Origin of the sequence: Bradyrhizobium sp. WSM1417, assembly GCF_000515415.1 — a bacterium.
GTDB lineage: Bacteria > Pseudomonadota > Alphaproteobacteria > Rhizobiales > Xanthobacteraceae > Bradyrhizobium.
Genome location: NZ_KI911783.1, coordinates 1,925,796 through 1,947,647 on the forward strand (window position 1 = coordinate 1,925,796; position 21,852 = coordinate 1,947,647).

Genomic DNA, 21,852 nt, shown 5'->3' on the forward strand with positions numbered 1-21,852 from the left:
CGCTGTCCCGATAATCGCGGAGGTTCGCATGCACGTTTTCACACGCCTGATGCTGGTCATGGTGGCCGCTTTCTCGGTCATGTCCGCGAATGCCGCCGAGCCCGAGAAAACAAAGTTGAAGATCGCCGTGGGGTCACAGATCCTCAACTATATGCCTCTCGAACTTGGTGTGAAGCTCGGCGCCTTCAAAGACGAGGGCCTCGACGTGACCGTCGAGAACTTCCAGGCCGGTGGCTCAAAGGCGTTGCAGGCGTTGGTCGGCGGCTCGGTCGACGGCACTGTCGGATTTTACGATCACACCATTCAGATGCAAGCGCAGGGCAAGCAAATTTCCTGCGTGTTCCTGCTCAATGACATTCCAGGTGTGTTGCTCGGTGTCCGCACTGAGCTAGCCGATAAGGTCAAGACCGGCGCCGACCTGAAGGGTCTTAAGCTCGGGATCACGGCGCCGGGATCATCGACCGACACCATGGCGCGCTCCTACATCAAGAAATCAGGATTGGGCCCGCGCGATGTGAACATCATCGCGGTCGGCAGCGGCGCACCGGGCTTGGTGACGCTTGAGGCCAAGAACATCGACGCGCTCGTCTACTTCGACCCTATCGCAACGCTTCTCGCGCGCAAGAACGGGGCGATACCGCTGTTCGACGCGCGCACGGTCGAAGGCTCAAAACAGGCCTTCGGCGGAATCTATCCGACCGCGTGTCTCTACCTGCAGCAGTCCTTCATCGACAAAAATCCGGAAACGGTTCAGCGCCTGGTTAACGCCTTGCTCAAAACTCACCGCTGGATCAACTCCGTGTCGACGGAGCAGCTCGTCGATGCGATACCCCCTGGTTACAAGACTGACAATCGCGACGTGAATATCCAAATCATGAGCGCGTCGAAAGCGCTGTTCTCGCCAACCGGGCAGATGGACATCGAGGCGGCCAAGGTCCCATTGGCTGTTCTGAGCGACTTCGATCCAAAAATCGCTGCCGCAAAGATCGACCTGAGCAAGACCTTCACCAATCGCTTCGCCGAACAGGCCGCGCAGCAGCTGAAATAGCCGCACACAGACCCGGCCCCTCGCGATCGGATCATTTAAGAGGAAGGCTTCTTCAGATGTCTCTGCCGCTAACCGGCTTCCGCGTCCTCGACCTGTCCAACGTGCTGGCCGGGCCGTTCTGCGGTTACCACCTCGCGCGCCTTGGCGCGGAGGTGATCAAAGTCGAAAATCCGAACGGCGGCGACCTGGCGCGGCGACTCGGAGCCGATCCGCAAAGGTCAGAGCGCCTGCAGGGACTTTCATTCGTCGCCGTGAACGCCGGCAAGCAATCCGTGGCGTTGGACTTGAAGTCAGATTCGGGCCGCGAGGTGTTCTTGCGGCTCGTCAAGGAAGCCGACGTGGTGCTCGAAAGCTTCCGGCCGAAAGTGATGGAACGGCTTGGCCTGGGCGTAGATGTGCTCAGCAGGCAGAATCCGCGTCTTATTTACTGCGCGATCTCCGGTTTCGGGCAGAGCGGGCCGTGGTCCGCCCGTCCGGCCTATGACCAGATCGTCCAGGGTCTCTCCGGAGCCATGAGCGTCACCGGCGATACAGCTTCGGCTCCGCTGCGCACCGGCTTTCCGATCTCGGACACCATCGCGGGACTGACAGCTGCGTTTGCCATCGCCGCGGCTCTGGTCGAACAGCGGCACAGCGGCCGAGGTCGCTTCATCGACGTGTCCCTGCTCGAGGCCACGGTTGCAGCGATGGGATGGGTTGTCTCCAACCACCTGAACGCCGGCGTCGAGCCGCAGCCTATGGGCAACGAGAACTTCACGGCGGCTCCGTCCGGCACGTTCCGCACGGCAACAGGCCCGCTGAATATTTCCGCCAACGAGCAGAAGCAATACGAAGCGCTATGTGACCTGATCGGCCGACCGGACCTGAAGACGGACCCACGCTTCGCAGGGCGCGAGATGCGCAAGGTCAATCGCGCAGCGCTGAACGCGGAGTTGAACAAGGCACTGAGCTGCAAGCCTGCTGATAAATGGGAGTCCCAAATGAATTTGGCTGGTGTTCCCGCAGGCTGCGTGCTGACGGTCTCGCAAGTTTTGCAGCAGCCACAGTTGCTCGATCGCCGGTTCGTCGAGGCGCTGGTGCCGGAAGAGGCTGGTGCGCGGCCGTTACGAATCACGCGGCCAGGCTTCCGGCTGAATGAGGAGTTTCCGGTGCCTTCACCAGCTCCAGCACTCGGCGCCGACACTGAGAAATGGCTGAAGCGGCTCGGCTATTCGCATGCAGATGTTGAGAGGCTGGTGTCGAGCCGCGCGGTCGGCACGCCACATCAGGGCGAGACCGATCTTCCGGCAGCTCGCGTGGCCACGAACGGAACGGCATCATGACGCCCAACGGCTTGTAGCGGTTGGCGATCGGCAGGTTGAATGGATGGAGCCGGAAATGAGCGAACAAGAATTGCGACAGCAAGCCGCCCATTGGTGGCGAACCTCGATCTGCGATATCGTGCCCGGTCGCATCGCCTATCGGGGCTATCCGATCGAACAGTTAATCGGCCGGATTTCCTTTCCCGCCATGATTTGGCTGATGTTGCGCGGCGATCTGCCGACGCCCGCGCAGGAGCATTTGCTACAAGCTGCGCTGGTCGCGTCCATCGACCATGGTCCGCACGCGCCCTCCATCGCGATCGCGCAAATGGCGGTGAGCTGCGGCCTGCCCCTGAACGGTGCAATCGCCTCCGCAATCAATACGCTCGATGACGTACATGGCGGAGCAGGAGAGCAGGCAATCGAACTGTACGAAGATGTGTTGCGACGGCGCGATGGGCTGGAGATCGGCGAGGCCGCTTCCGCCGCGATCGACCATTTCACCGCAAGACGCGGCAAATATCTGCCCGGTTTCGGCCACCGGTTTCATCCGGTCGACCCGCGCGCAGCACCGCTATTGGCGCTGGTGGATGCCGCTGCCGACGAGGGCAGCGTCAGCGGCGATTATGCCAGGGCCGCCCGCGCGATCGAGCGCGCGATGCAGCAGCGCAAGGGCAAACTCATTCCGATGAACATTGATGGCGCCACCGCGGTCATTTACGGCGAGCTGGGCTTTGCGCCTGCGCTGGCGCGCGGGGTCTTCTGCCTGTCGCGTGCGGTTGGAATCCTTGCGCATGCGTGGGAGCAGACCGGGCGCAAGGATCGCAACAAGGGACCGATGCCCAAGCAGTTCGGCTACAAATATGAGGGCCAGCCGCGCCGCACATTGGGAGGCGCGTCATGATGTATCTGGACAAGCCGCCTCAGCTGGTCGAGCCTCGCGAGTTCTCCTCGATGCCGGCGCAATTTCGTCGCCCGGATGTTTCCTGGGACTGGGCTGATGCCAACCGCGGGGGTCATCTAGTGGATGGTTTCATCGAGGGGCCGTCGTTCGACAAGTCCGGAAATCTCTACGTCGTCGATACCCCTTCGGCCGCATTTACCGGATTTCACCAGACGGCGCCTGGTCTCTGATCATCGAATATGACGGCTGGCCGAACGGTTTGAAGATCGCACCGGATGGCCGGCTGCCGGTGGCGGACTACATGAAGGCCTCATGGAACTCGATCCGCAGTGCGGCACGATCCGGCCGTTGCTAGGCCACCGCAATGAGCGCAACCCTCCAACCCGATATCCCCGAAACGGCGCACCCGTTCTAAGCCCGGATAGCTATCCGGAGGCAACGCAACCTCAATCATCTGCCAGCCTCGGCACTTCGCCTCCGAATGTACCGCCTCGAGCAAACGCCGACCGTGGCGAGAGCTTCGGAAGTCGCGACAAATCCATGAATCCTGAAGCACGCCGTAGGCTCCGGCTAACTCTCACGGCCTGTACGGCCGAGATGGTGGCGACCCCTACAATCTGCCCGGTGGCTTGTTGCGCGATGACAAAAATGAACCCCTCTTCGGGATCCTGAATCAGGCACAAGGCCGCCTGCTTCGCGCCTTCAAGGCTGAACTCCGGTCCGGGGCCACCTAGTTCAGAAAGAGCTTTTCGACCACTTCTGCAATCGCGTCCTCAGCTCCTGGCACGCCTTTTGCGCAAAGCCGTGCCCCGTGGGACAGACCTTGCGCTTCATCTCCAACACGAACACCCGTAACGTTAGCCCCTCTTGAGGAAATTCATAGCCAGAAAGATACAGAAACCGCAAATGAGAGCAACTATCAAGCTCGGTAGAGAATGGGACTTCCGCACTCGCTATAAGCAGCAGAGCTGAAGAAAGTGCAAGTTGTCGCCGTAAGAGTGATTGCCGATCGTCACTCACAAGCGAGTCCATCAATTAGATCTCGCACCATGATGATCGCAGCACATAGGGCGCACCGGGTCCGCGCACCCGAAGGTGAGATTCCCGACAACCGCGTGCGTCACTCGTACAAAGTTGCGCGAAGCCGGCCAGGTATCATACGCATGCGCCGACAAAATCGTGTGAACAACACCGCGAAAGATTTTGCACGCTAGTGCACCATCTTAAGCTTACCTCGAAGAATCGAGAGATAATGCCAAGCACAGCTTGTTTGGACCTTCGCTCCTCGTTTAAGGGACCATCACGGAACGGGAGTGGTTGCGATGGGGCATGGGCAGGCCGAACTTGTCGGACGAAAACCTGTAATCTTCGGGCACCGTAAGGTGCGGCCGCGAGCGTGCGTGGCGGGCGGAAAGCGGCATCTGCGCGCCTTTCTTCGGGATGTGCTGGAGGGTATGGGGTTTGTTATCAGCGAATGCGGCACTGCTGACGAGTTGTCGCACGTACTCTGCACGGAGTTCCCTGATCTGATCCTGCTCGGCATTGGCTCGGATCGCATCGAGCCTGGACGATTGCTCGAGATACTCGTACGCGAAGAATTTGCGGGCAAAGTGCTGGCGTTCGGCGCCCGCGAGTCGATCGTCATGACGGCAGTGCAGCAGGTGGGGGGCGAATATGGACTTGCTATGCTGCCGCCGCTGAGGACGCCGTTTGCAGCTGAGACGTTGCGCGATCGGGTCGCCATGCTCTTGCCCAGAGAGCCGGCGCCCCGTCCGGCGGTCCATGTCGGAGAAGCCTTACACGCTGGCTGGCTTGAGCTCTGGTATGAGCCGAAGTTTGACGCGTGTACCCTCAGCCGCCGCGGCGCCGAGGCGCTTGTGCGAATGCGGCACCCGACCTGGGGCGTTGTTCCACCAGCCTATTTCATCCCGGAGCCTCACGATCCGCATTTTAGGGAGTTGTCGCAGTTCGTGATCGACCGCGCCATCAGGGATTGGCACTATCTTCTGGAGCACCAAACTTCGATCGATCTCTCCATCAATCTCCCGGCCGCATTCCTGATTGACCCGCAGGGGGTACGTGATCTCTGTCAGCGCATGCCGTCGCACCCGGATTTCGGCGGCTTGACGATTGAAATCGCGAGCAAGGAGGCCATCCAGAACCTAGATCTCCTGATCGAGGTCGCGCGTGAGGTTCGCTTTCACAACATTGGCCTTGCAATCGACAATGTTGGCACCAATTGGCCGCAGCTCATGGGGGTGGAGAAATTCCCGTTCATGAAGTTGAAAGTAGACCGGAAGTTCATCTCTGGTTGCGGAAATGGGGCCCTGAAGCGAACGGTGTGCCGCCATATCGTTGATCTAGCCAAAGAGTACAGTGTGCGCACTGTCGCCGAAGGTGTGGAGAGCGAGGCCGACCTGATTGCTGTGACCGAACTCGGCTTCGACCTTGCGCAGGGCCATCTGTTCGGAAAGGCCATGCCGCTGAAGCAATTTGCACAATCATCCTTCAGCCCTCCTCCACTTCGTCCAAAATAGTTGCACGACAGGTGGCTAAGCACGGCCAGGCAAAGCGGACCAGCGCTCGTCCGCACTGCTGCGCCTACTGTACCAGGCGTGCTGATAGGCGGTCACTTTGCAAAGCCAGTGTCGCTCCTCCCAGCGCAACTTCATTTCTCTCCGAAGCGCCGACGCGGAGCGTTTTGTAGCACAGACTGTTTTTGGCCAGTCTCAGCCAGTTCCGCGGAGATAACGTTGCAGCCATCAGCGAGGTTTGCAAAAAACCTCCGGTCAGGGCGTGTGACCGAAGGTCTGCCGAGATCCGGCGTAGACGCGTTGGCTCGCGGCTTTTAGTCGCGCCGCCGGTTCGGAATCGTCGAGCCTCGGTTGGTCCCGCGCTGCCGTGACAGACAAACCTGGAAGCGCGCACTGGTTGAGTCGCGACTGGCTCTCGTGCAGGGTGCGAGGGCTCGTATAGCTCGAAATTGAGACGGCCTGTTGCTGTCGCAGATGTAACATGGTCTCAGACCCGGGCAGCACAATTGCGCGAATTGCCCAGCATTGAGCGCGTCTGTTTGGCACGGCCCTTGAAGGGGATCGCGAATCGCATCGTTCGCCCAAAGGAGTCGGAAGGTATGGCTTACAAGATCGTCGCTTCGCAATGTACGGTTTGTGGTGCATGTGAGTTCGAGTGTCCCAACGCGGCGATCAGCCTCAAGCGTGACATTTACGTTATCGACGCCAAGAAGTGTACGGAGTGCGAGGGCCATTGCGACACGCCGCAATGCGCGGTCGTCTGTCCGGTGCCTGACACCTGTGTCCCGTCTAAGGCAGCATAGCCAGCCCCGTGTCGAGAAACCTTCATCGCTCGATTTCGCCTCAGATCGTCATAGCCTACCTAGTACGGCTCGCAATGACTTGGGCAACATCGCAGCCAGGCTCGGTAGGTTGGCGCATCGATCCCCGTCCGCATAATGCCGGAAGTCGTGGTCTCCGGATTTCGTTTGATCCGGAGCTAAGAGGGAAGCCGGTGTAATCCCAGCGCTGTCCCCGCAACTGTGAACGGCGAGCCGCTGTCCAACGAAGTCACTGAAGCCATGCGGCTTCGGGAAGGCCGGACAGCAGCGACGACCCGCGAGCCAGGAGACCTGCCTCGACAAGATATCGTCCACGGGCGGGGTGTCCCGGTGGTGCGCCTAGCAGCTGTCGTTCACGCGACATTCGCTGCACGCGTCCGACATGGCCTTTGCCCCCAATCATGGGGTCTAAGTTATGTCTATTCGGTCGCTTCCCGTTGCCACACTGGGGACGTCACGCATCGGCCCACGACGCGAGCTCAAGTTCGCGCTCGAGAGCTACTGGGCGGGAAAGTCCAGCGCAGCCGAGTTCCTCGAGGCGGGAAGTGGACTTCGTGCCGCGAATTGGCACGGCAGAAATCCCGCGGCGCGACCGTCATTCCTTCAAATCACTTCTCGCTCTACGACCATGTGCTCGATACTAGCGTAATGGTCGGTGCCATTCCCGACGTATACGGCTGGACCGACTGTCCTGTGTCGCTCAAGACCATGGCACGTGGCGCTCAGGACGGTGGTCACGCTCAGCATGGGCCTGGCGTAGCCGCGCAGGAGATGACGAAGTGGTTCGATACCAACTACCACTACATGGTGCCGGAATTTCACCAGGATCAAATCTTTAAGTATTCCTCCCGAAAGCCGATCGAGGAGTATGAGGAGGCAAAAAGTCTCGGCTAGCAGACGCGCCCCGTCCTGGTTGGCCCAGTCACTTTCCTGAAGCTCGGCAAAAGCTCAAATCCAGCATTCAATCCGTTGTCGTTGCTTGATCGACTCTTCCCAGTCTATGTCGATGTTCTCCGCGAACTAGCCTCGCGCGGTGCTGAATGGGTTCAGCTCGATGAGCAATCCCTAGTGATGGACCTGGATGAGGCATCTCGGGCGGCTGTCCGCCGGGCCTATGCTCATTTCGCAAAGGCCGTGCCGGCGCTTAAAATCATGCTGGCCACTTATTTCGGGGCTATCGGCGACAATCTTGAAACAACCTTGGCCTTGCCCGTTGCCGGGCTTGATGTGGACCTGGTTCGGGCGCCCGACCAGTTGGACACAATTGTCGCCACAGCTCCTAGAGATCTCGTGGTCTCGCTAGGCGTCGTCGATGGTCGCAACGTGTGGCGCTCCAATCTTCCGCCGCTGCTCCGCCAACTTGCCCCTCTGGTCCAAAACCTGGGTAGGGACCGTGTTCAGGTTGCTCCCTCCTGCTCGCTGCTTCATGTTCCGATCGACATTGAGCTAGAGACCGATCTCGATCCCAATGTGAAGACGTAGCTGGCGTTCTCAGTTCAGAAGATCAAGGAACTTTCGTGCCGATCAGGTGACATATTCCATAGTCATTAACGCTGTACGCGAACCGCAGCCCGACTGTTTCATTTATCCATCGCGTGGATGTGTGCCATCATAACAATCAATTTTACCGCCCTTACGGAATGTCATACGAAAATTGGCGCTTTGGCACGATGCTCGGGAAAGATAATCGAGCGCTGTTGGTGCTTGGGGATGCTGCTGCGCCAAGCAAACGGCGGCTTGAGTTTCAGGGCACGGCACCGAAACCGGTTGCGCGAAGGATCCCAGCTTGAGCAAGGCACTGCCTTGCCAACCGGACAGCGGGCGAGTGGTGGTCAAGTCCTGAGATTTCCCACAGGAGTGGAAGGCAAGAGGCTCCAGATTTCGCGCGGAGCGATCTCCGCTCCTCGTTGTTTGACGGCGAATGCCCTCGCCGTAAATCGATCGCCGGTAGTCCTCCCTACCGACGAAAGCTGGTGCGATTCATAAAGCAGCGTCGCTCCGGCGTGACTTTCGCCCGGCCTCCCGAGGAGGCCGGGCGTTTTTTTAGTGCACGAGATCGGTCAGGGTCGTTGCACCGCATCTGGAGGCCAACGCATGGGGCCGGTGCGTTAACCTATTTGTCTATAGAAGGCTCTGGTGTGGTGTTCGTACGCGTGGGTAGTATCGGATACTCGATCTTAGGCAGCCGCCGGGTCAGCGAATTTAGAAACGCTACGATATCGTTCTCTTCCTCATCGCTAAGCTTGGCGCCGAGCTGGAATTCACTCATCAGGCAACAGCTTGCTTCAGATTCCAAACCTGACCCGAATGGAAGTAAGGGGCTCGCAAGGCGACGTTCCGCAACGGCGCCGCGCGGAAGACATATTCGTCGGCGGCCGCCTTGGTGACCGCGAACCGGCCCCGTCGGCGTCCGGAAGCACCCTTGGGTCCGGCTTTTTCATCGCGCCGAATGGGAAATAGGCCTGTCCACCGACATTAATTCCATTGTGGCAGGTGGAGCACCCCTTCTCCATAAACAGCGCCAAGCCTGACTTCTCCTGATCGTTGAGAGCATGTGTATTGCCCCCCAGATACTGATCGAATGGGGCCGCAGGCGTAATGAGAGTTGCTTCAAAAGCCTCGATTGCCTTTGCAAAGTTTTCGAAGGTGACCCGGTCTCGCTTCGTTCGGGAAAGCGTTTTTGAACAAGTCGACATAGCTTGCCATTGAGTTCAAGGTGTCGAGCACATGATCCGGAGTCGCATTAATTTCGGCACTCGCCTGCACAGGGCCGGTGGCTTGCGCCTTGAGGTCCACGGCGCGTCCGTCCCAGAATTGCGCCGTATTGAACACTGCATTGTAGAGGGTGGGGGCCCGACGTAGGCCGACCTTCCAGCCGTGACCGACGGAGGTCGGACCGGCATCGACTCCGCCGGTGGCGAGATTGTGGCACGTATTGCAGCTGATGATCTCGCTTGCCGATAGCCGCGGATCGAAGAACAGCATCTTGCCAAGCTGAATCTTTTCATGCGTGATTGGATTGTTCTTTACCTCAGGAACGACTGAGGAATCGGATGGAAGATCTCCTTGGCGGTTCTCATCAGATCATCGTCGGCGTTAGCTCCTGACGACATCAGCAGCCCGATCGCCAAAACAGATGCTTCAGCTAAAGCCGAAGCTCCCGGATCGATTTGTTCATACCCCCGCCTCATCAGTTCTGATTGTTAATCAAGGAAACAGTCGAAAGCGATGCGAGCCCCCGTTCCCTCGACGGGCCGGCGCAGCATGCACCGGATCTTCTGACGCGAGGCTGCATCAAGCTGTGCCTTTCGAGGTGCTCGCTGCCGGCGTTCGTCCACGAAGCTTTCGGCCCATATTTGATTGGCGAGTTCGCTTTGAGCTAGATCACGGCGGTCGTGTTGGTAGATCAGACTAATCTTGCTGGTCGATCTGACAACAACAGGTGTACCGCAAAAGGGTAAGCTGTCCGGTGGCCGCATCGGTGCTCCATCAAGCGATTGGGTGCCCAATACGCTCCCGCAAAGCTGATGTATCCGTCTTACACCGCTGTCGCACTCAGCGCTTACGGTGTTACTGGGCAATAGCAACTGGGATGCCAGTTGCATCTGACATGCAAGCTACTGATTTCGGTGACGAGTCCGGGCGAACAAACAAAGTCGGATGTCCTGGTTTGATGACTACATTCAGTGTCCCAGATGCGACAAGCTCCAGTCCCGGCTGAAACTTTTGTGATGAGATCAAATTGCCAGCTTGCGGGCCGCACGCGGGTCGGCAGGTAATAAGATCTGCGCACGAGACACTGAGCCGAGGCGCCCAGCGCTTCGCGTCGCTCACGATTCGCCGAGCCCTGCCGACTAAAGTCTCTCCGACTGATGTCCGGCCGCTCTGGCGCGCCGCCGCCGCAAAATCCCGCTCGTTTGTAACAGACGAGCCCCGAGTCTGAACATGGCCTGTCTTCAATCCCACCTGAAGTTCGCTGGCATGGCAATTGCTGATCTCAAATCTGAAAGGCGCGGTTGCCCAGAGTTGGGCGGTGCGACCGTCCGATTACTCCTACTCCCATTCGACACCAGCTTGAATGGGCGGCCTGATACCTGATCTGGCCGGGTGTTGGTTGGAATAAGATAGCTATTCGGCCGACTCGCGGACGAACGGCAGCTTTTGAAATCCTGCGCGTTGATGGCAAAAAAGCTGAATTTCTGCAGAAGGAGTCATCACTTCGTGCTCTTGCGTTGAAAGACTGCGATACAAAGAGAACGTGCTGGGACGAAATCGTGACATCGTGTCCGCAGATTGCCAGGTCGTGAGATCTCATCGGCGTCTTACGACAGGACGTGATTGACCATTGTCCATGGCTGGTTCAAGTTGGATACCGTATCCATGATGGCTTCGATTGACGATCGCTTGTATGAGATCAGATACGTGCGGAATGACATTTGGCGCTGTCGCAGACGGCTTCAAAGCGAGCTAAGTGATCTCGAGCGTAAGATCCTCGAAGAGCGTCTGCTTGAACGTCAGTCTGCCTTTGAACGGCTCCTAGCGACCACGTTTCCTTTTACATTGACACTGAAGCGAAATTCGGGACCTGTGCCGCGGGTCATGGAAGCGGAAATGGCATCCGCCCACAGAACGCCTGCGCCTGCGTCAGGAGCGTAGCGCTCCGACGCCGCGGCTCGTCGCACCCCTCATGGCTGCCGCTGAGCTGAAAGGCATCGGTCCATAGCGTTAGTTCACCGACGTGCTGTCTGCGCGCCGTGAGCGCCGCAGTGAAATGGTTCGGGCACCCATCCAGGGGCCAGGGGAAACCGCTCGCCTCTTTGTGCGACACCGCGGTCGCGGTGAGTGTCCTTCGTCCGACAGAGCGATCGAAGAAGCTTGAATCGGCCGTAGCGTCAGATTGTACAGAGCAGGCGAACGATATTCCAGACCAGGTGCAGCCGAATGATAAGATCCGTTCTCGCTTTTGTGTTATGTTCCGCTATCGAGTTGTTCGGGCCAAGCACGGGCGCGGTTGCGGATACAAGGCGGTACGCGTGCACGATCACCGCCGCCGATCGAGAGCCCGTCGGAGTTCGCAATGAGCGGGTCGTTCTCACGGTTCAATATGGCTGTCGGATCACGGATGGCAGCGACCCGGGGATTACAGCGGTGTCGGTTAGCGAGTGGGCTGCTGACAAGGGAACATACTTGGCGTCCCTGGAATTTCACGGCGCGCCGGAGGGAGTTGCAATTGGGCAACTCTCCGAGGCGACCGGCTTCTCTAGCTTAGAAGGCGAGCAAGGAATCGCGGTCGCAGCTTCCGGTACAGCAGTATTCAACTTCGCGTCTGGCTCATTGGCAGCCCTTTCAGGGAAGACCCTTAAATTTACGACCAAACTCACTGGCCTGCGTAGCTTCGAGTTGGAGTTCACAGATTGGCCAGAAACTCTTCTATGGAAGTGACCCGTGTCTTACACTGATTTCAGCAGGCGCTCGGACGCACGAATTACTGTCAATACTCTTAGCCTCACACAATACGTGCTCCCCGCCTGTGTGCCGTCCTCCAAGACGAGCAAACCCCACAACAAATTAAGCTAAATCTCCGAAGGCACTCGAGCCCGGTAGAGCGTTCAAATTGACCTTCACCCGAGCCGATCAGCAGCTCTTTAGAGCGCTGATCAGCATCAGGGACGAACTAGCCTCGCAGAAGGGGCATCTCTTCGACAGCGCCTGCGCGACACCGAAGCGATCCACAAGGAAAAAACCAGCCTGATGATGAGCGCGAAGAAGAAGCTGCCCGCCCACAGTCGGGGCTCCGGCAACATTTTTACTGATCTCGGCCTGCCGAATGCCCACGAGCACCAACTCAAGGCAGCCCTCGTCGTACAACTGAAACGGTTGATGGCGGAGCGGAAGATGACGCAGGCCCAAGCCGCGAAACTGGTGGGCGTGAAGCAGCCCAACTTGTCCAAGCTGCTTCGGGGCCAGTTCAGGCTGGTTTCGGTGGTAAAACTGCTGCGTATGCTGACAGCGTTCGACCAGGACGTCGAAATAACGGTAAAGCGACATCGGAAGCGCGGCAGAGCGGGCCGGATCACGTTTATTCAGGCCGAGGAGTTGCCGAAAGGGGAGGGGGCATGACATCTAACGCGACGGCGGCCAGATGCGCTCATGAACCCACTCTGCAGTGCCCGATCTGCAACCATGGGATTCGGCTAACTGAATCCCTCGCCGTCCCTTTTCTCACCGAGAGCCGCCAGCGGTTCCGGGAACACCTGGGCGAGCAAGGACGCGGAGGTCGCCCGAGAGACCGAAGCGCTCCAGGAGGAGCGCGAGAAGGTCAAAAGGGGTCGTGAGCAGGTCGAACGCGAGGGCGTGAACCGACTGGCGGCTGAGTGCAGCCAACTCGTCGCTTCAGAAGCGAGGAAGGCGCGCAATGCAGCTTGATGGACACGGCTGATTCCACCGGGCTCTCTCTCTTTCGAAGGCGAAGATCTCGGCTTGCAAGACGGGCAGCTTCCATACGGAGCGCAGATCGTAATTGGGCACCGTTGAGCCGGATCCCCGGCTGGAGTCTTCGCCAGGCCGGGTGCCGAATGCTGTGACCTGGCGGCCAATGCCGATTCCAAAGACAAATCAGCGCCCGCACGAAGAACCCAAGTCAGCCGAGCACGGGGGAGCCAAAGACGACGTTCAGGATGGCCAACGCCCAGGCGTAGTGATGCCGAAACTTGAAGGCGATGATGGTTGGCAGAAGGTACGCCGCGGCCAGCGGGATCATTCAGACAAGTCCGGCGGACATGCTCATCAAAGCGGAAAGCGCGACCATGGCAGCGATGATCCAACCCGAAATGCCGGTGCTCGGTGATGTCCAAGGTGAGCGATGTCTCCTTGGCGATATCTTTCTTCGTCCCTGACTCGACCTTCAATGCGGCGAACAACCTATCTTTGGCGGCGTCGATTTCGCGGAGAGCGCACTTGCTTGTTTTGTTTCAGACACGGCGCTAGCGGGTACGCCTGTCGGTGCCAGACAGGGTCAGGTTTCTAACAATCCGCGTCCTACCAGCTATCTAGCTCTACAGACGTGGGTTTTTGTATTGAGCCCGCGCTGGCACACTCGTTGCAGACCCCTGCGCAACAGGCGGCTGTTAGCCCTTTGCATCAACATGCAGAGGGACACGCCCCTGATGGCAGGCAGTGAGTAAAGAAGCCGATATGTCCAACCGCTGGAGAGCAGGCATGACTTCACCGAGACGCGTCGTGGTCAGCGATCCCGTCGACAAATCAACAGCGTCACACACACGGCGCTCGCAAGCGCTCAGCCGAGACGAACTACAAGATCGTGGACGACCGCTGCCGCATGATCCAGAAGACAGCGAAGTTGCGATCGGTAGGACCGGTCACGGAGATTGCACGCTGTACACCTGAACGCCGGATCGGAAATCCGTCGGTCTGCCGGAGAAGCGTCGCTTCTTGATTTGAGACGACAATCGAAAGGAAATTTGTATGAGCCGAGCAACTACCCAGAGCGTCGCTGAGATCAAGGCGCGCAACAAGCAGCTAATCGATGAGGTGTTGAAGGTCTACCCAGAGAAGACCGCCAAAAGGCGCGCCAAGCATCTCAGTGTTCACGAGGCGGGAAAGTCGGATTGTGGCGTCAAGTCGAATATCAAGTCCATTCCGGGCGTGATGACCATCCGTGGTTGCGCCTACGCGGGCTCCAAGGGCGTGGTCTGGGGGCCGATCAAGGACATGATCCACATCAGCCACGGTCCGGTCGGTTGTGGTCAGTACTCATGGGGCTCGCGGCGCAACTACTACATCGGCACGACCGGCATTGACACCTTCGTGACACTGCAGTTCACCTCCGATTTCCAGGAAAAGGATATCGTGTTCGGCGGCGATAAAAAGATTACCAAACTCATCGACGAGCTCCAGGAGCTATTTCCTCTCAACAGGGGCATCACCATTCAGTCCGAATGTCCGATCGGTTTGATCGGCGACGATATCGAGGCAGTCTCGAGAGCAAAGTCAAAGGAATATGGCGGCAAAACCATCGTGCCGGTGCGGTGCGAGGGGTTTCGTGGCGTGTCACAATCGCTCGGCCATCACATCGCGAACGACGCCGTTCGAGATTGGATCTTCGACAAGAGCGCCCCAGAGGCCAGCTCTAAATTTGAGTCGACGCAATATGACGTTGCGATCATCGGCGACTACAACATCGGCGGCGATGCCTGGTCCTCTCGGATCCTGCTCGAAGAAATGGGCCTGCGCGTCATCGCCCAGTGGTCCGGGGATGGATCTCTCGCTGAATTGGAGGCGACGCCGAAGGCGAAGCTCAACATATTGCATTGCTATCGCTCGATGAACTACATCTCACGGCATATGGAGGAAAAATTCGGAATTCCCTGGTGCGAGTACAACTTCTTCGGGCCGTCAAAAATCGCGGAGTCGCTGCGCAAGATTGCAAGCTTCTTCGATGACAAGATCAAGGAAGGCGCCGAGCGGGTCATCGCCAAGTATCAGCCGCTTGTCGATAAGGTGACCGCGAAATACCGGCCGCGGCTCGAAGGCAAGACTGTAATGCTGTTCGTCGGCGGCTTACGTCCTCGCCACGTCATCGGCGCCTACGAGGACCTGGGGATGGATGTTGTCGGCACGGGCTATGAGTTCGCGCATAACGATGACTACCAGCGCACCGCTCAGCACTACGTCAAAGATGGCACGCTGATCTACGACGATGTCACCGGCTACGAATTCGAGCGATTCGTTGAACACATCCGGCCAGACCTCGTCGGCTCCGGTATCAAGGAAAAGTACGTCTTTCAGAAGATGGGCGTGCCGTTCCGCCAAATGCACTCCTGGGACTACTCGGGTCCTTACCACGGCTATGACGGCTTCGCGATCTTCGCCCGCGACATGGACATGGCGATCAACTCCCCGATCTGGGGAAAGACCAAGGCACCTTGGAAGGACGCTCCGCGGCCGAGCCTCATGGCGGCGGAATAGGAAAGCCGGCGCCTGGTCCCTTTCTTCCGCAGAGGAGGGGAGGGGCAGGAGAACAAACACAAGAACCTAAAGAGTGCCATGATGACACAGAACGCCGAACACATACTCGACCACTCTGAGCTTTTCCGGGGAGACGAATACCAGCAGATGCTGGCCAACAAGAAGGCGCTATTTGAGAATCCGCACGATCCCGCCGAAGTCGACCGCATCAGAGAATGGTCCAAGACGCCCGAATACCGCGAGAAGAACTTTGCCCGCGAGGCGCTAACCGTTAATCCGGCGAAGGCTTGCCAGCCGCTCGGTGCGGTGTTCGCCGCGCTCGGGTTCGAGCGCACACTGCCGTTCGTCCACGGCTCCCAGGGTTGCGTCGCGTATTATCGCAGCCATTTGTCGCGACACTTCAAGGAGCCGACCTCGTGCGTCTCCTCGTCCATGACGGAAGACGCGGCAGTGTTCGGGGGGCTCAACAACCTGACCGACGGGCTTGCCAACAGCTATAACATGTACAAACCGAAGATGATCGCGGTCGCCACGACCTGCATGGCGGAAGTCATCGGGGATGATCTCAACGCCTTCATCAAAACATCTAAGGAAAAAGGTTCAGTCCCCGCGGACTACGACGTACCATTCGCTCACACTCCTGCATTCGTGGGCAGCCACGTTACCGGCTACGACAACGCGCTCAAGGGCATCCTCGAGCATTTCTGGGATGGCAAAGCCGGCACGGCGCCAAAACTCCAGCGCAAGGCGAACGACACAATCAACTTGATCGGCGGATTCGACGGCTACACTGTCGGCAACGTCCGTGAGATAAAGCGCATCTTCGAGCTGATGGGGATCGGCTACACGATCCTCGCGGATAACAGCGACGTGTTCGATACCCCCACGGATGGCGAGTTCCGCATGTACGATGGCGGCACCACACTAGAGGATGCAGCGAACGCAGTCCACGCAAAGGCAACGATTTCCATGCAGCAATATTGCACGGAGAAGACGTTGGCCTTCGTCAAGGGGCACGACCAGGAGGTCGTCGCCTTCAATCACCCGCTGGGCGTCAGCGCCACAGACGATTTCCTGATGACGCTGTCGCGTATTACCAACAAGGCAATTCCAAATGCGCTGGAGCAGGAGCGCGGACGTCTGGTAGACGCAATGGCTGACTCTAGCGCGCACGTTCACGGCAAGAAGTTCGCGATCTACGGCGATCCCGACCTCTGCTATGGCCTGGCCGCATTCTTGTTGGAGCTCGGCGCTGAGCCGATCCACGTGCTCTCGACCAATGGAAGTAAGGCCTGGAAGCAGAAGATGGAGGCGCTGTTCGCGAGTTCGCCGTTCGGTAAGAACTGTCGCGCCTTTCCGGGCAAGGATCTCTGGCACATGCGTTCGCTTCTGTTCACAGAACCCGTCGATTTCCTGATCGGTAACACCTATGGCAAGTATCTCGAGCGTGACACTGGAACACCGCTAATCCGCATCGGGTTTCCTATCTTCGATCGCCATCATCATCATCGTTATCCAGTGTGGGGCTATCAGGGTAGCATGAATGTGCTGGTCAAGATTCTCGATAAGATCTTTGATGAGCTCGATAGAAAAACCAGCTCGGTTGGCAAGACAGACTACAGCTTCGACATCATACGTTAAGGCGAGCGCCCCGCCTCATCGTCCGCGGGAACAGCGGCGCTGTGGCGGGGATCACATGTTATCCGGCGGCCATCCTCTTGGTCTGTGCGGTGTGTTGACATCCCCGAAAGAGGCACCATGAGTTCGCTTCCCACGATCATACAGGACGTCTTTAACGAACCGGGCTGCCCCAGGAACGCGAGCAAGTCGAAGGTCGAGCGCAAGAATGGATGCACCAAGCAGTTGAAGCCGGGCGGCGCCGCCGGCGGGTGTGCCTTCGATGGCGCCAAAATCGCACTGCAGCCCTTCACCGATGTCGCCCACCTTGTGCATGGTCCAATTGCCTGTGAGGGCAATTCCTGGGACAACCGCGGTTCCGCCTCCTCCGGCTCTGATCTGTGGCGCAGAAGCTTCACCACTGACATGAGCGAGACCGACGTCGTGTTCGGCGGCGAGAAGCGGCTGTATAGGGCAGTCAAGGAGATCACAGAGAAATACGATCCACAGGCCATCTTCGTCTACCAGACGTGCGTGCCCGCGATGATCGGCGATGACATCGATATGGTCTGCAAGGCGGCCTCCGCCAAATTCGGCAAACCCGTCATTCCCATCAATTCACCGGGATTTGTGGGGTCGAAGAACCTCGGTAACAAGCTCGCGGGCGAAGCACTGCTGGAGCACGTCATCGGTACCGGAGAGCCGGATTACACCACGCCGTACGACATCAACATCATCGGCGAATACAACCTGTCCGGCGAGCTCTGGCAGGTCAAGCCGCTGCTCGATGAGCTCGGAATCCGTATCGTTTCGTGCATCTCAGGGGACGGCAAGTATCGCGAGGTCGCTTGCTCGCACCGAGCCAAAGCCGCGATGATGGTCTGTTCAAGAGCGATGATCAACGTCGCACGCAAGATGAGGCAGCGCTACGGCATCCCGTTTTTTGAAGGCTCGTTCTACGGTATTGAGGATTCCGGCGATTCACTGCGCCAGATTGCGCGCATGCTGATCGAACGTGGCGCGCCGGCTGAGCTGATGGAACGAACGCAAGCCCTGATCGCACGCGAAGAGACCAAAGCCTGGACTGCGATCGAACGTTTCAAGCCGCGCTTTGCCGGCAAGAGGGTCGTTCTCATCACCGGTGGCGTGAAATCCTGGTCGATGGTGGCCGCTTTGCAGGAGGCCGGGCTCGAAATCGTCGGCACGTCCGTGAAGAAATCGACCGAGAAGGACAAGGAACGTATCAAGGAATTAATGGGTCAACACGCCCACATGATCGAGGACATGTCACCTCACGAGATCTACAAGATGCTAAAGGACGCAAAAGCCGACATCATGCTCTCGGGCGGCAAGTCGCAATTCGTTGCACTAAAGGCGGCGACGCCATGGCTCGATATCAACCAGGAGCGCTGCCACGCCTATATGGGCTATGTCGGGATTGTCAAGCTCATGGAGGAGATCGAGAAAGCGCTCTACAATCCGATATGGGATCAGCTCAGGCAAGCCGCGCCCTGGGATGAGTTCGATTGGAAGCGTCAGGCAAAGACGGTTGCGCAGATGCATGCGCAAGCCGTTGATCCAGTTCGGGGCGCGAACACGAACGGCGTCAAGACGATAAGTTTTTCCAACAAAACTGAGATCGGCGATGGTGAGAGCGCTGTTGCGGCGCATGGCCCGAACCCCGTCGAGGCCGCCAAGCCGTGCACCGAGTCCACCGCAAGGAGCCTTGCTTGTAAGGACATTTGTTCCGATCTCCAGCCCCCAGCGCTGCAGGCGGCTGAGTAGGAGAACGACATGGCGATCGTCACTGCCTCGAAGAAAGCCTGTTCGGTCAATCCGCTCAAGATGAGCCAGCCGATCGGCGGCTCATTTGCCTTCATGGGCCTGCGCGGCGCGATGCCGCTTTTGCACGGCCCGCAAGGTTGCGCCTCGTTCGGGCTGACGCTGTTCGTGCGCCATTTCAATGAAGCCGTGCCGATGCAGACGACCGCCATGAGCGAGGTTGCCACCGTGCTCGGCGGTCACGAGAATCTCGAACAGGCGATCCTCAACATCTACAATCGCGTCAAGCCCGAGATCATTGGTATCAATTCGACTGGCGTCACCGAGACCAACGGCGATGACGTCGAGGCCTTCATCCGGTTGATCCGTCAGAAGCATCCGCAGCTCGAAAAGCTTCCCCTTGTCTACGTCTCGACGCCGGATTTCAAGGATGCCTTTCAGGATGGCTGGGGCAAAACAGTGGCGCGGATGATCGAGGTGCTCGTGGCTCCCGTCGACGCAGTGAGATCGCGCGATGGCTCCCGCGTCAACGTGCTACCTGGCTGCCACCTCACGCCCGGCGATCTCGACGAGCTTCGCACGATCTTTGAGGATTTTGGGCTCAAGCCCTCCTTCCTGCCGGACGTTGCCGGTTCGCTGGATGGCCACATCCCCGACCAATTCACGCCGACCACGATCGGTGGCATTGGAGTGGACGAGATCGCGACCATGGGGCAGGCGGCCTGGACGATCGCCATCGGCGCGCAAATGCGCCGTGCGGCCGAGATCATGCAGGCGCGGACAGGCACGCCGTTCCGTCTGTTCGAGCGGCTCTGCGGCCTTATTCCAAACGACGAATTCATCGCGTTTCTGAGCGAGATCAGCGGCCAGTCGGTGCCCTCGAAATATCGCCGGCAGCGTGGACAGCTGGCAGACGCCATGCTGGATGCCCATTTCCATATCGGCGGCCGCAAGCTCGCGATCGGCGCCGAGCCGGACTTGTTATTCGATCTCTCCAGCTTCCTCCACGAGATGGGGGCGCAGGTAACGGCTGCGGTGACGACGACGAACTCACCGGTGCTTCAGCGGGTCAGGACCGAGGACGTCCTGATCGGCGATCTGGAGGATCTTGAAGAGCTTGCCAGGTCACGTGACTGCGACCTCTTGATGTCGCATTCACATGGTCGCCAGGCCGCTTCGCGACTCAATGTTCCGTTCCTCCGGGTGGGCTTTCCGATGTTCGATCGCCTTGGCGCTGCGCATCTCACGACCGTTGGCTATCGCGGCACGCGCGATCTGATCTTTGATATCGCCAATCTGATCATCACCGACCGCGAAACCAACCATGGGCCGACGCCCGACACCTGGCCATCAGCTGCGGTGAGCTGCAGGTCCATCCGCCCCAGTTGCATTGAGCAGGGAGAGAAAAAACACGGATGAAAGTTGCATTCGCCACTCAGGACTTGAAGCACGTCGATGCGCACTTCGGCTGGGCCAAGAACATCGCGATCTACGAAGTCGGCCCGGACGGGCATCGGTTTATTGAGGCGGTTCAGTTCGGCGGTGATCTCACCGAAGACGGCAATGAGGATAAGCTGGCGCCGAAGATCGACGCGATCAGGGACTGCGCAATCCTCTATGTTGCGGCGATCGGCGGCTCGGGTGCTGCGCGAGTCGTCGCGAGTAGGATTCATCCTATGAAGGTGCTGCAACCAGAACCCATCGACGAGCTTTGCATCAAACTGCAAACCGTGCTGAAGGGTTCGCCGCCGCCCTGGCTGCGGAAGCTGCTCACTAAAAGCCCGGAACGTACGGTGGATTTCGAATCCTGAAGGAAAGAGGATGCCCGATCAGTCTGAAATCACTCCAGCCGCCGCCGCGGCGGAGCGGCCATTTCTCAAAGAGCTCATCAAGATCTGGCGCGCCCAGGACACCCACGGCGCCTGGGAGGGCAAGAAGGACCTCGACCTGCTAGAACCCTACATTCTCGACAAGCGCAAGCGCCGCGCGCTGCCGATCGTCGGCAATCCCGACCCCGACACGACATGGCGACTGCAGTTGTTCTTTGACGCCATTGCGCTCTCGATCGAGAAGGCGACGGGTGTGATGATCTCGCCAATGCTGAAGATGCATCATGAAGGGTTCGGCCGGATCGTGCTGATTGGGGGCCGGCTCGTTGTCGTGAGTAAGCAGCTACGGGACGTGCATCGCTTTGGTTTCAACAATCTTTGTCATCTTGCCGAGCAAGGCGACAAAATCGTCAGCAGTGGTGTTGAGATGATCCGCGAGTTCCCGGAAGTGGCGAATTATTGAGGCAAGTATGAGCGATGTTGAAAGCCTGAAAGCGGAAATAAAGAAGCTGTCGGCCAAAGCGACCCAGGCCAAGATGGACCTCCACGACCTCTCCGAGGATCTGCCTGTCAACTGGACCGCGATCCTGAGCGTGGCGCAGAAGGCCCACGACGCCTTCAGCGAGCTCGAAAGCAAGCGCCAAGATCTCCAGGCACTACACAAAGGATAACGGACCTCAAGCCATGTCATTCAGGACCCGCGACGGCCGCGATTGGAGGCCGGACTACCTGGTTTGGATCGATCCAAACAAGTGCATCGGCTGCGGCCGCTGCTACAAGGTCTGCGGCCGCGAGGTCATGACGCTGAAGGGCCTGAGCGAGGACGGCGAGATGATCGATCTCGATGAGGACGACGATGAGGTCGAAAAGAAGGTCATGGTGATGAAGGACGAGGGGGCCTGCATCGGCTGCAGCGCCTGCGCCCGGGTCTGCCCGACAAACTGTCAGACCCACGCGCCAGCTGCTTGAACCGACGTTTTTCTCGCTATGAACAGGGGTGGTTTGTCAGAGACAAACGTAGCGGGAGA

At 58.7% G+C, this 21,852-nt stretch carries 18 protein-coding genes, 1 pseudogene and 1 riboswitch; of the genes and pseudogenes, 16 read left to right on the forward strand and 3 right to left on the reverse strand.

Features of this window, described 5'->3' with window-relative positions; translation table 11 throughout:
• Positions 1-49 precede the first annotated feature (49 nt).
• From BRA1417_RS0109315 to BRA1417_RS39740, 7 genes and pseudogenes are all read left to right on the forward strand, one after another.
• On the forward strand, positions 50-1,048 hold the full coding sequence (locus BRA1417_RS0109315) for an ABC transporter substrate-binding protein (RefSeq protein ID WP_245286163.1): 999 nt from the start codon (positions 50-52) through the stop codon (positions 1,046-1,048).
• Between the two features lie 56 nt (positions 1,049-1,104).
• Entirely contained in the window at positions 1,105-2,370 is a 1,266-nt protein-coding gene (locus BRA1417_RS0109320; protein ID WP_027515593.1) for a CaiB/BaiF CoA-transferase family protein, read from the forward strand.
• 55 nt (positions 2,371-2,425) lie between these two features.
• Entirely contained in the window at positions 2,426-3,253 is an 828-nt protein-coding gene (locus tag BRA1417_RS0109325) for a citryl-CoA lyase (protein ID WP_027515594.1), read from the forward strand.
• The gene (locus tag BRA1417_RS46155; protein ID WP_027515595.1) at positions 3,250-3,483 is read left to right on the forward strand and encodes a hypothetical protein; all 234 of its coding nucleotides are present in this window, start codon (positions 3,250-3,252) and stop codon (positions 3,481-3,483) included. The genes BRA1417_RS0109325 and BRA1417_RS46155 overlap by 4 nt, the downstream gene beginning before the upstream one ends.
• Positions 3,484-4,575: 1,092 nt before the next feature.
• Positions 4,576-5,790, forward strand: coding sequence for an EAL domain-containing protein (locus BRA1417_RS0109335; protein WP_027515596.1), 1,215 nt, complete (start codon positions 4,576-4,578; stop codon positions 5,788-5,790).
• Positions 5,791-6,386: 596 nt separating this feature from the next.
• Entirely contained in the window at positions 6,387-6,590 is a 204-nt protein-coding gene (locus tag BRA1417_RS42305) for a 4Fe-4S binding protein (RefSeq protein WP_084462458.1), read from the forward strand.
• Positions 6,591-6,721: 131 nt separating this feature from the next.
• Positions 6,722-6,922, forward strand: a riboswitch (cobalamin riboswitch).
• 101 nt (positions 6,923-7,023) lie between these two features.
• A pseudogene (locus tag BRA1417_RS39740) lies at positions 7,024-8,090 on the forward strand (hypothetical protein).
• Between the two features lie 803 nt (positions 8,091-8,893).
• Here BRA1417_RS39740 and BRA1417_RS46160 read toward each other — a convergent pair.
• The gene (locus BRA1417_RS46160) at positions 8,894-9,304 is read right to left on the reverse strand and encodes a cytochrome c peroxidase (protein WP_371259982.1); all 411 of its coding nucleotides are present in this window, start codon (positions 9,302-9,304) and stop codon (positions 8,894-8,896) included.
• The gene (locus tag BRA1417_RS46165) at positions 9,219-9,593 is read right to left on the reverse strand and encodes a cytochrome-c peroxidase (RefSeq protein ID WP_371259983.1); all 375 of its coding nucleotides are present in this window, start codon (positions 9,591-9,593) and stop codon (positions 9,219-9,221) included. The genes BRA1417_RS46160 and BRA1417_RS46165 overlap by 86 nt, the downstream gene beginning before the upstream one ends.
• A 2,766-nt stretch (positions 9,594-12,359) precedes the next feature.
• On the opposite strand from BRA1417_RS46165, the gene BRA1417_RS39750 reads away from it, so the two are divergent.
• Positions 12,360-12,728 carry a helix-turn-helix domain-containing protein gene (locus BRA1417_RS39750; RefSeq protein WP_027515600.1) on the forward strand — a complete coding sequence of 123 codons (369 nt, stop codon included), beginning with the start codon at positions 12,360-12,362 and terminating at the stop codon, positions 12,726-12,728.
• A 520-nt stretch (positions 12,729-13,248) separates the two neighbouring features.
• Here BRA1417_RS39750 and BRA1417_RS42315 read toward each other — a convergent pair.
• A complete protein-coding gene (locus BRA1417_RS42315; protein WP_084462147.1) occupies positions 13,249-13,368 on the reverse strand; it encodes a superinfection immunity protein in 120 nt (39 codons plus the stop codon).
• 725 nt (positions 13,369-14,093) lie between these two features.
• On the opposite strand from BRA1417_RS42315, the gene nifD reads away from it, so the two are divergent.
• The 8 genes from nifD to fdxB all read left to right on the forward strand — a co-directional run bounded on the left by nifD (position 14,094) and on the right by fdxB (position 21,793).
• Entirely contained in the window at positions 14,094-15,596 is a 1,503-nt protein-coding gene (gene nifD / locus BRA1417_RS0109375; RefSeq protein ID WP_027515601.1) for a nitrogenase molybdenum-iron protein alpha chain, read from the forward strand.
• Positions 15,597-15,677: 81 nt separating this feature from the next.
• Entirely contained in the window at positions 15,678-17,237 is a 1,560-nt protein-coding gene (nifK, locus tag BRA1417_RS0109380; protein ID WP_027515602.1) for a nitrogenase molybdenum-iron protein subunit beta, read from the forward strand.
• A gap of 117 nt (positions 17,238-17,354) precedes the next feature.
• Positions 17,355-18,998, forward strand: coding sequence for a nitrogenase iron-molybdenum cofactor biosynthesis protein NifE (gene nifE, locus BRA1417_RS0109385; protein ID WP_027515603.1), 1,644 nt, complete (start codon positions 17,355-17,357; stop codon positions 18,996-18,998).
• A 9-nt stretch (positions 18,999-19,007) separates the two neighbouring features.
• Positions 19,008-20,414 carry a nitrogenase iron-molybdenum cofactor biosynthesis protein NifN gene (gene nifN, locus BRA1417_RS39755; RefSeq protein WP_051448292.1) on the forward strand — a complete coding sequence of 469 codons (1,407 nt, stop codon included), beginning with the start codon at positions 19,008-19,010 and terminating at the stop codon, positions 20,412-20,414.
• Positions 20,411-20,806, forward strand: a complete 396-nt coding sequence (gene nifX, locus BRA1417_RS0109395; RefSeq protein WP_027515604.1) for a nitrogen fixation protein NifX — start codon at positions 20,411-20,413, stop codon at positions 20,804-20,806. The genes nifN and nifX overlap by 4 nt, the downstream gene beginning before the upstream one ends.
• Positions 20,807-20,816: 10 nt before the next feature.
• Entirely contained in the window at positions 20,817-21,287 is a 471-nt protein-coding gene (locus tag BRA1417_RS0109400; protein ID WP_027515605.1) for a NifX-associated nitrogen fixation protein, read from the forward strand.
• A 7-nt stretch (positions 21,288-21,294) separates the two neighbouring features.
• Complete coding sequence (locus BRA1417_RS0109405) at positions 21,295-21,495, forward strand: CCE_0567 family metalloprotein (protein ID WP_027515606.1); 201 nt, start codon at positions 21,295-21,297, stop codon at positions 21,493-21,495.
• A 13-nt stretch (positions 21,496-21,508) separates the two neighbouring features.
• Positions 21,509-21,793 carry a ferredoxin III, nif-specific gene (gene fdxB, locus BRA1417_RS0109410; RefSeq protein ID WP_027515607.1) on the forward strand — a complete coding sequence of 95 codons (285 nt, stop codon included), beginning with the start codon at positions 21,509-21,511 and terminating at the stop codon, positions 21,791-21,793.
• Positions 21,794-21,852 lie beyond the last annotated feature (59 nt).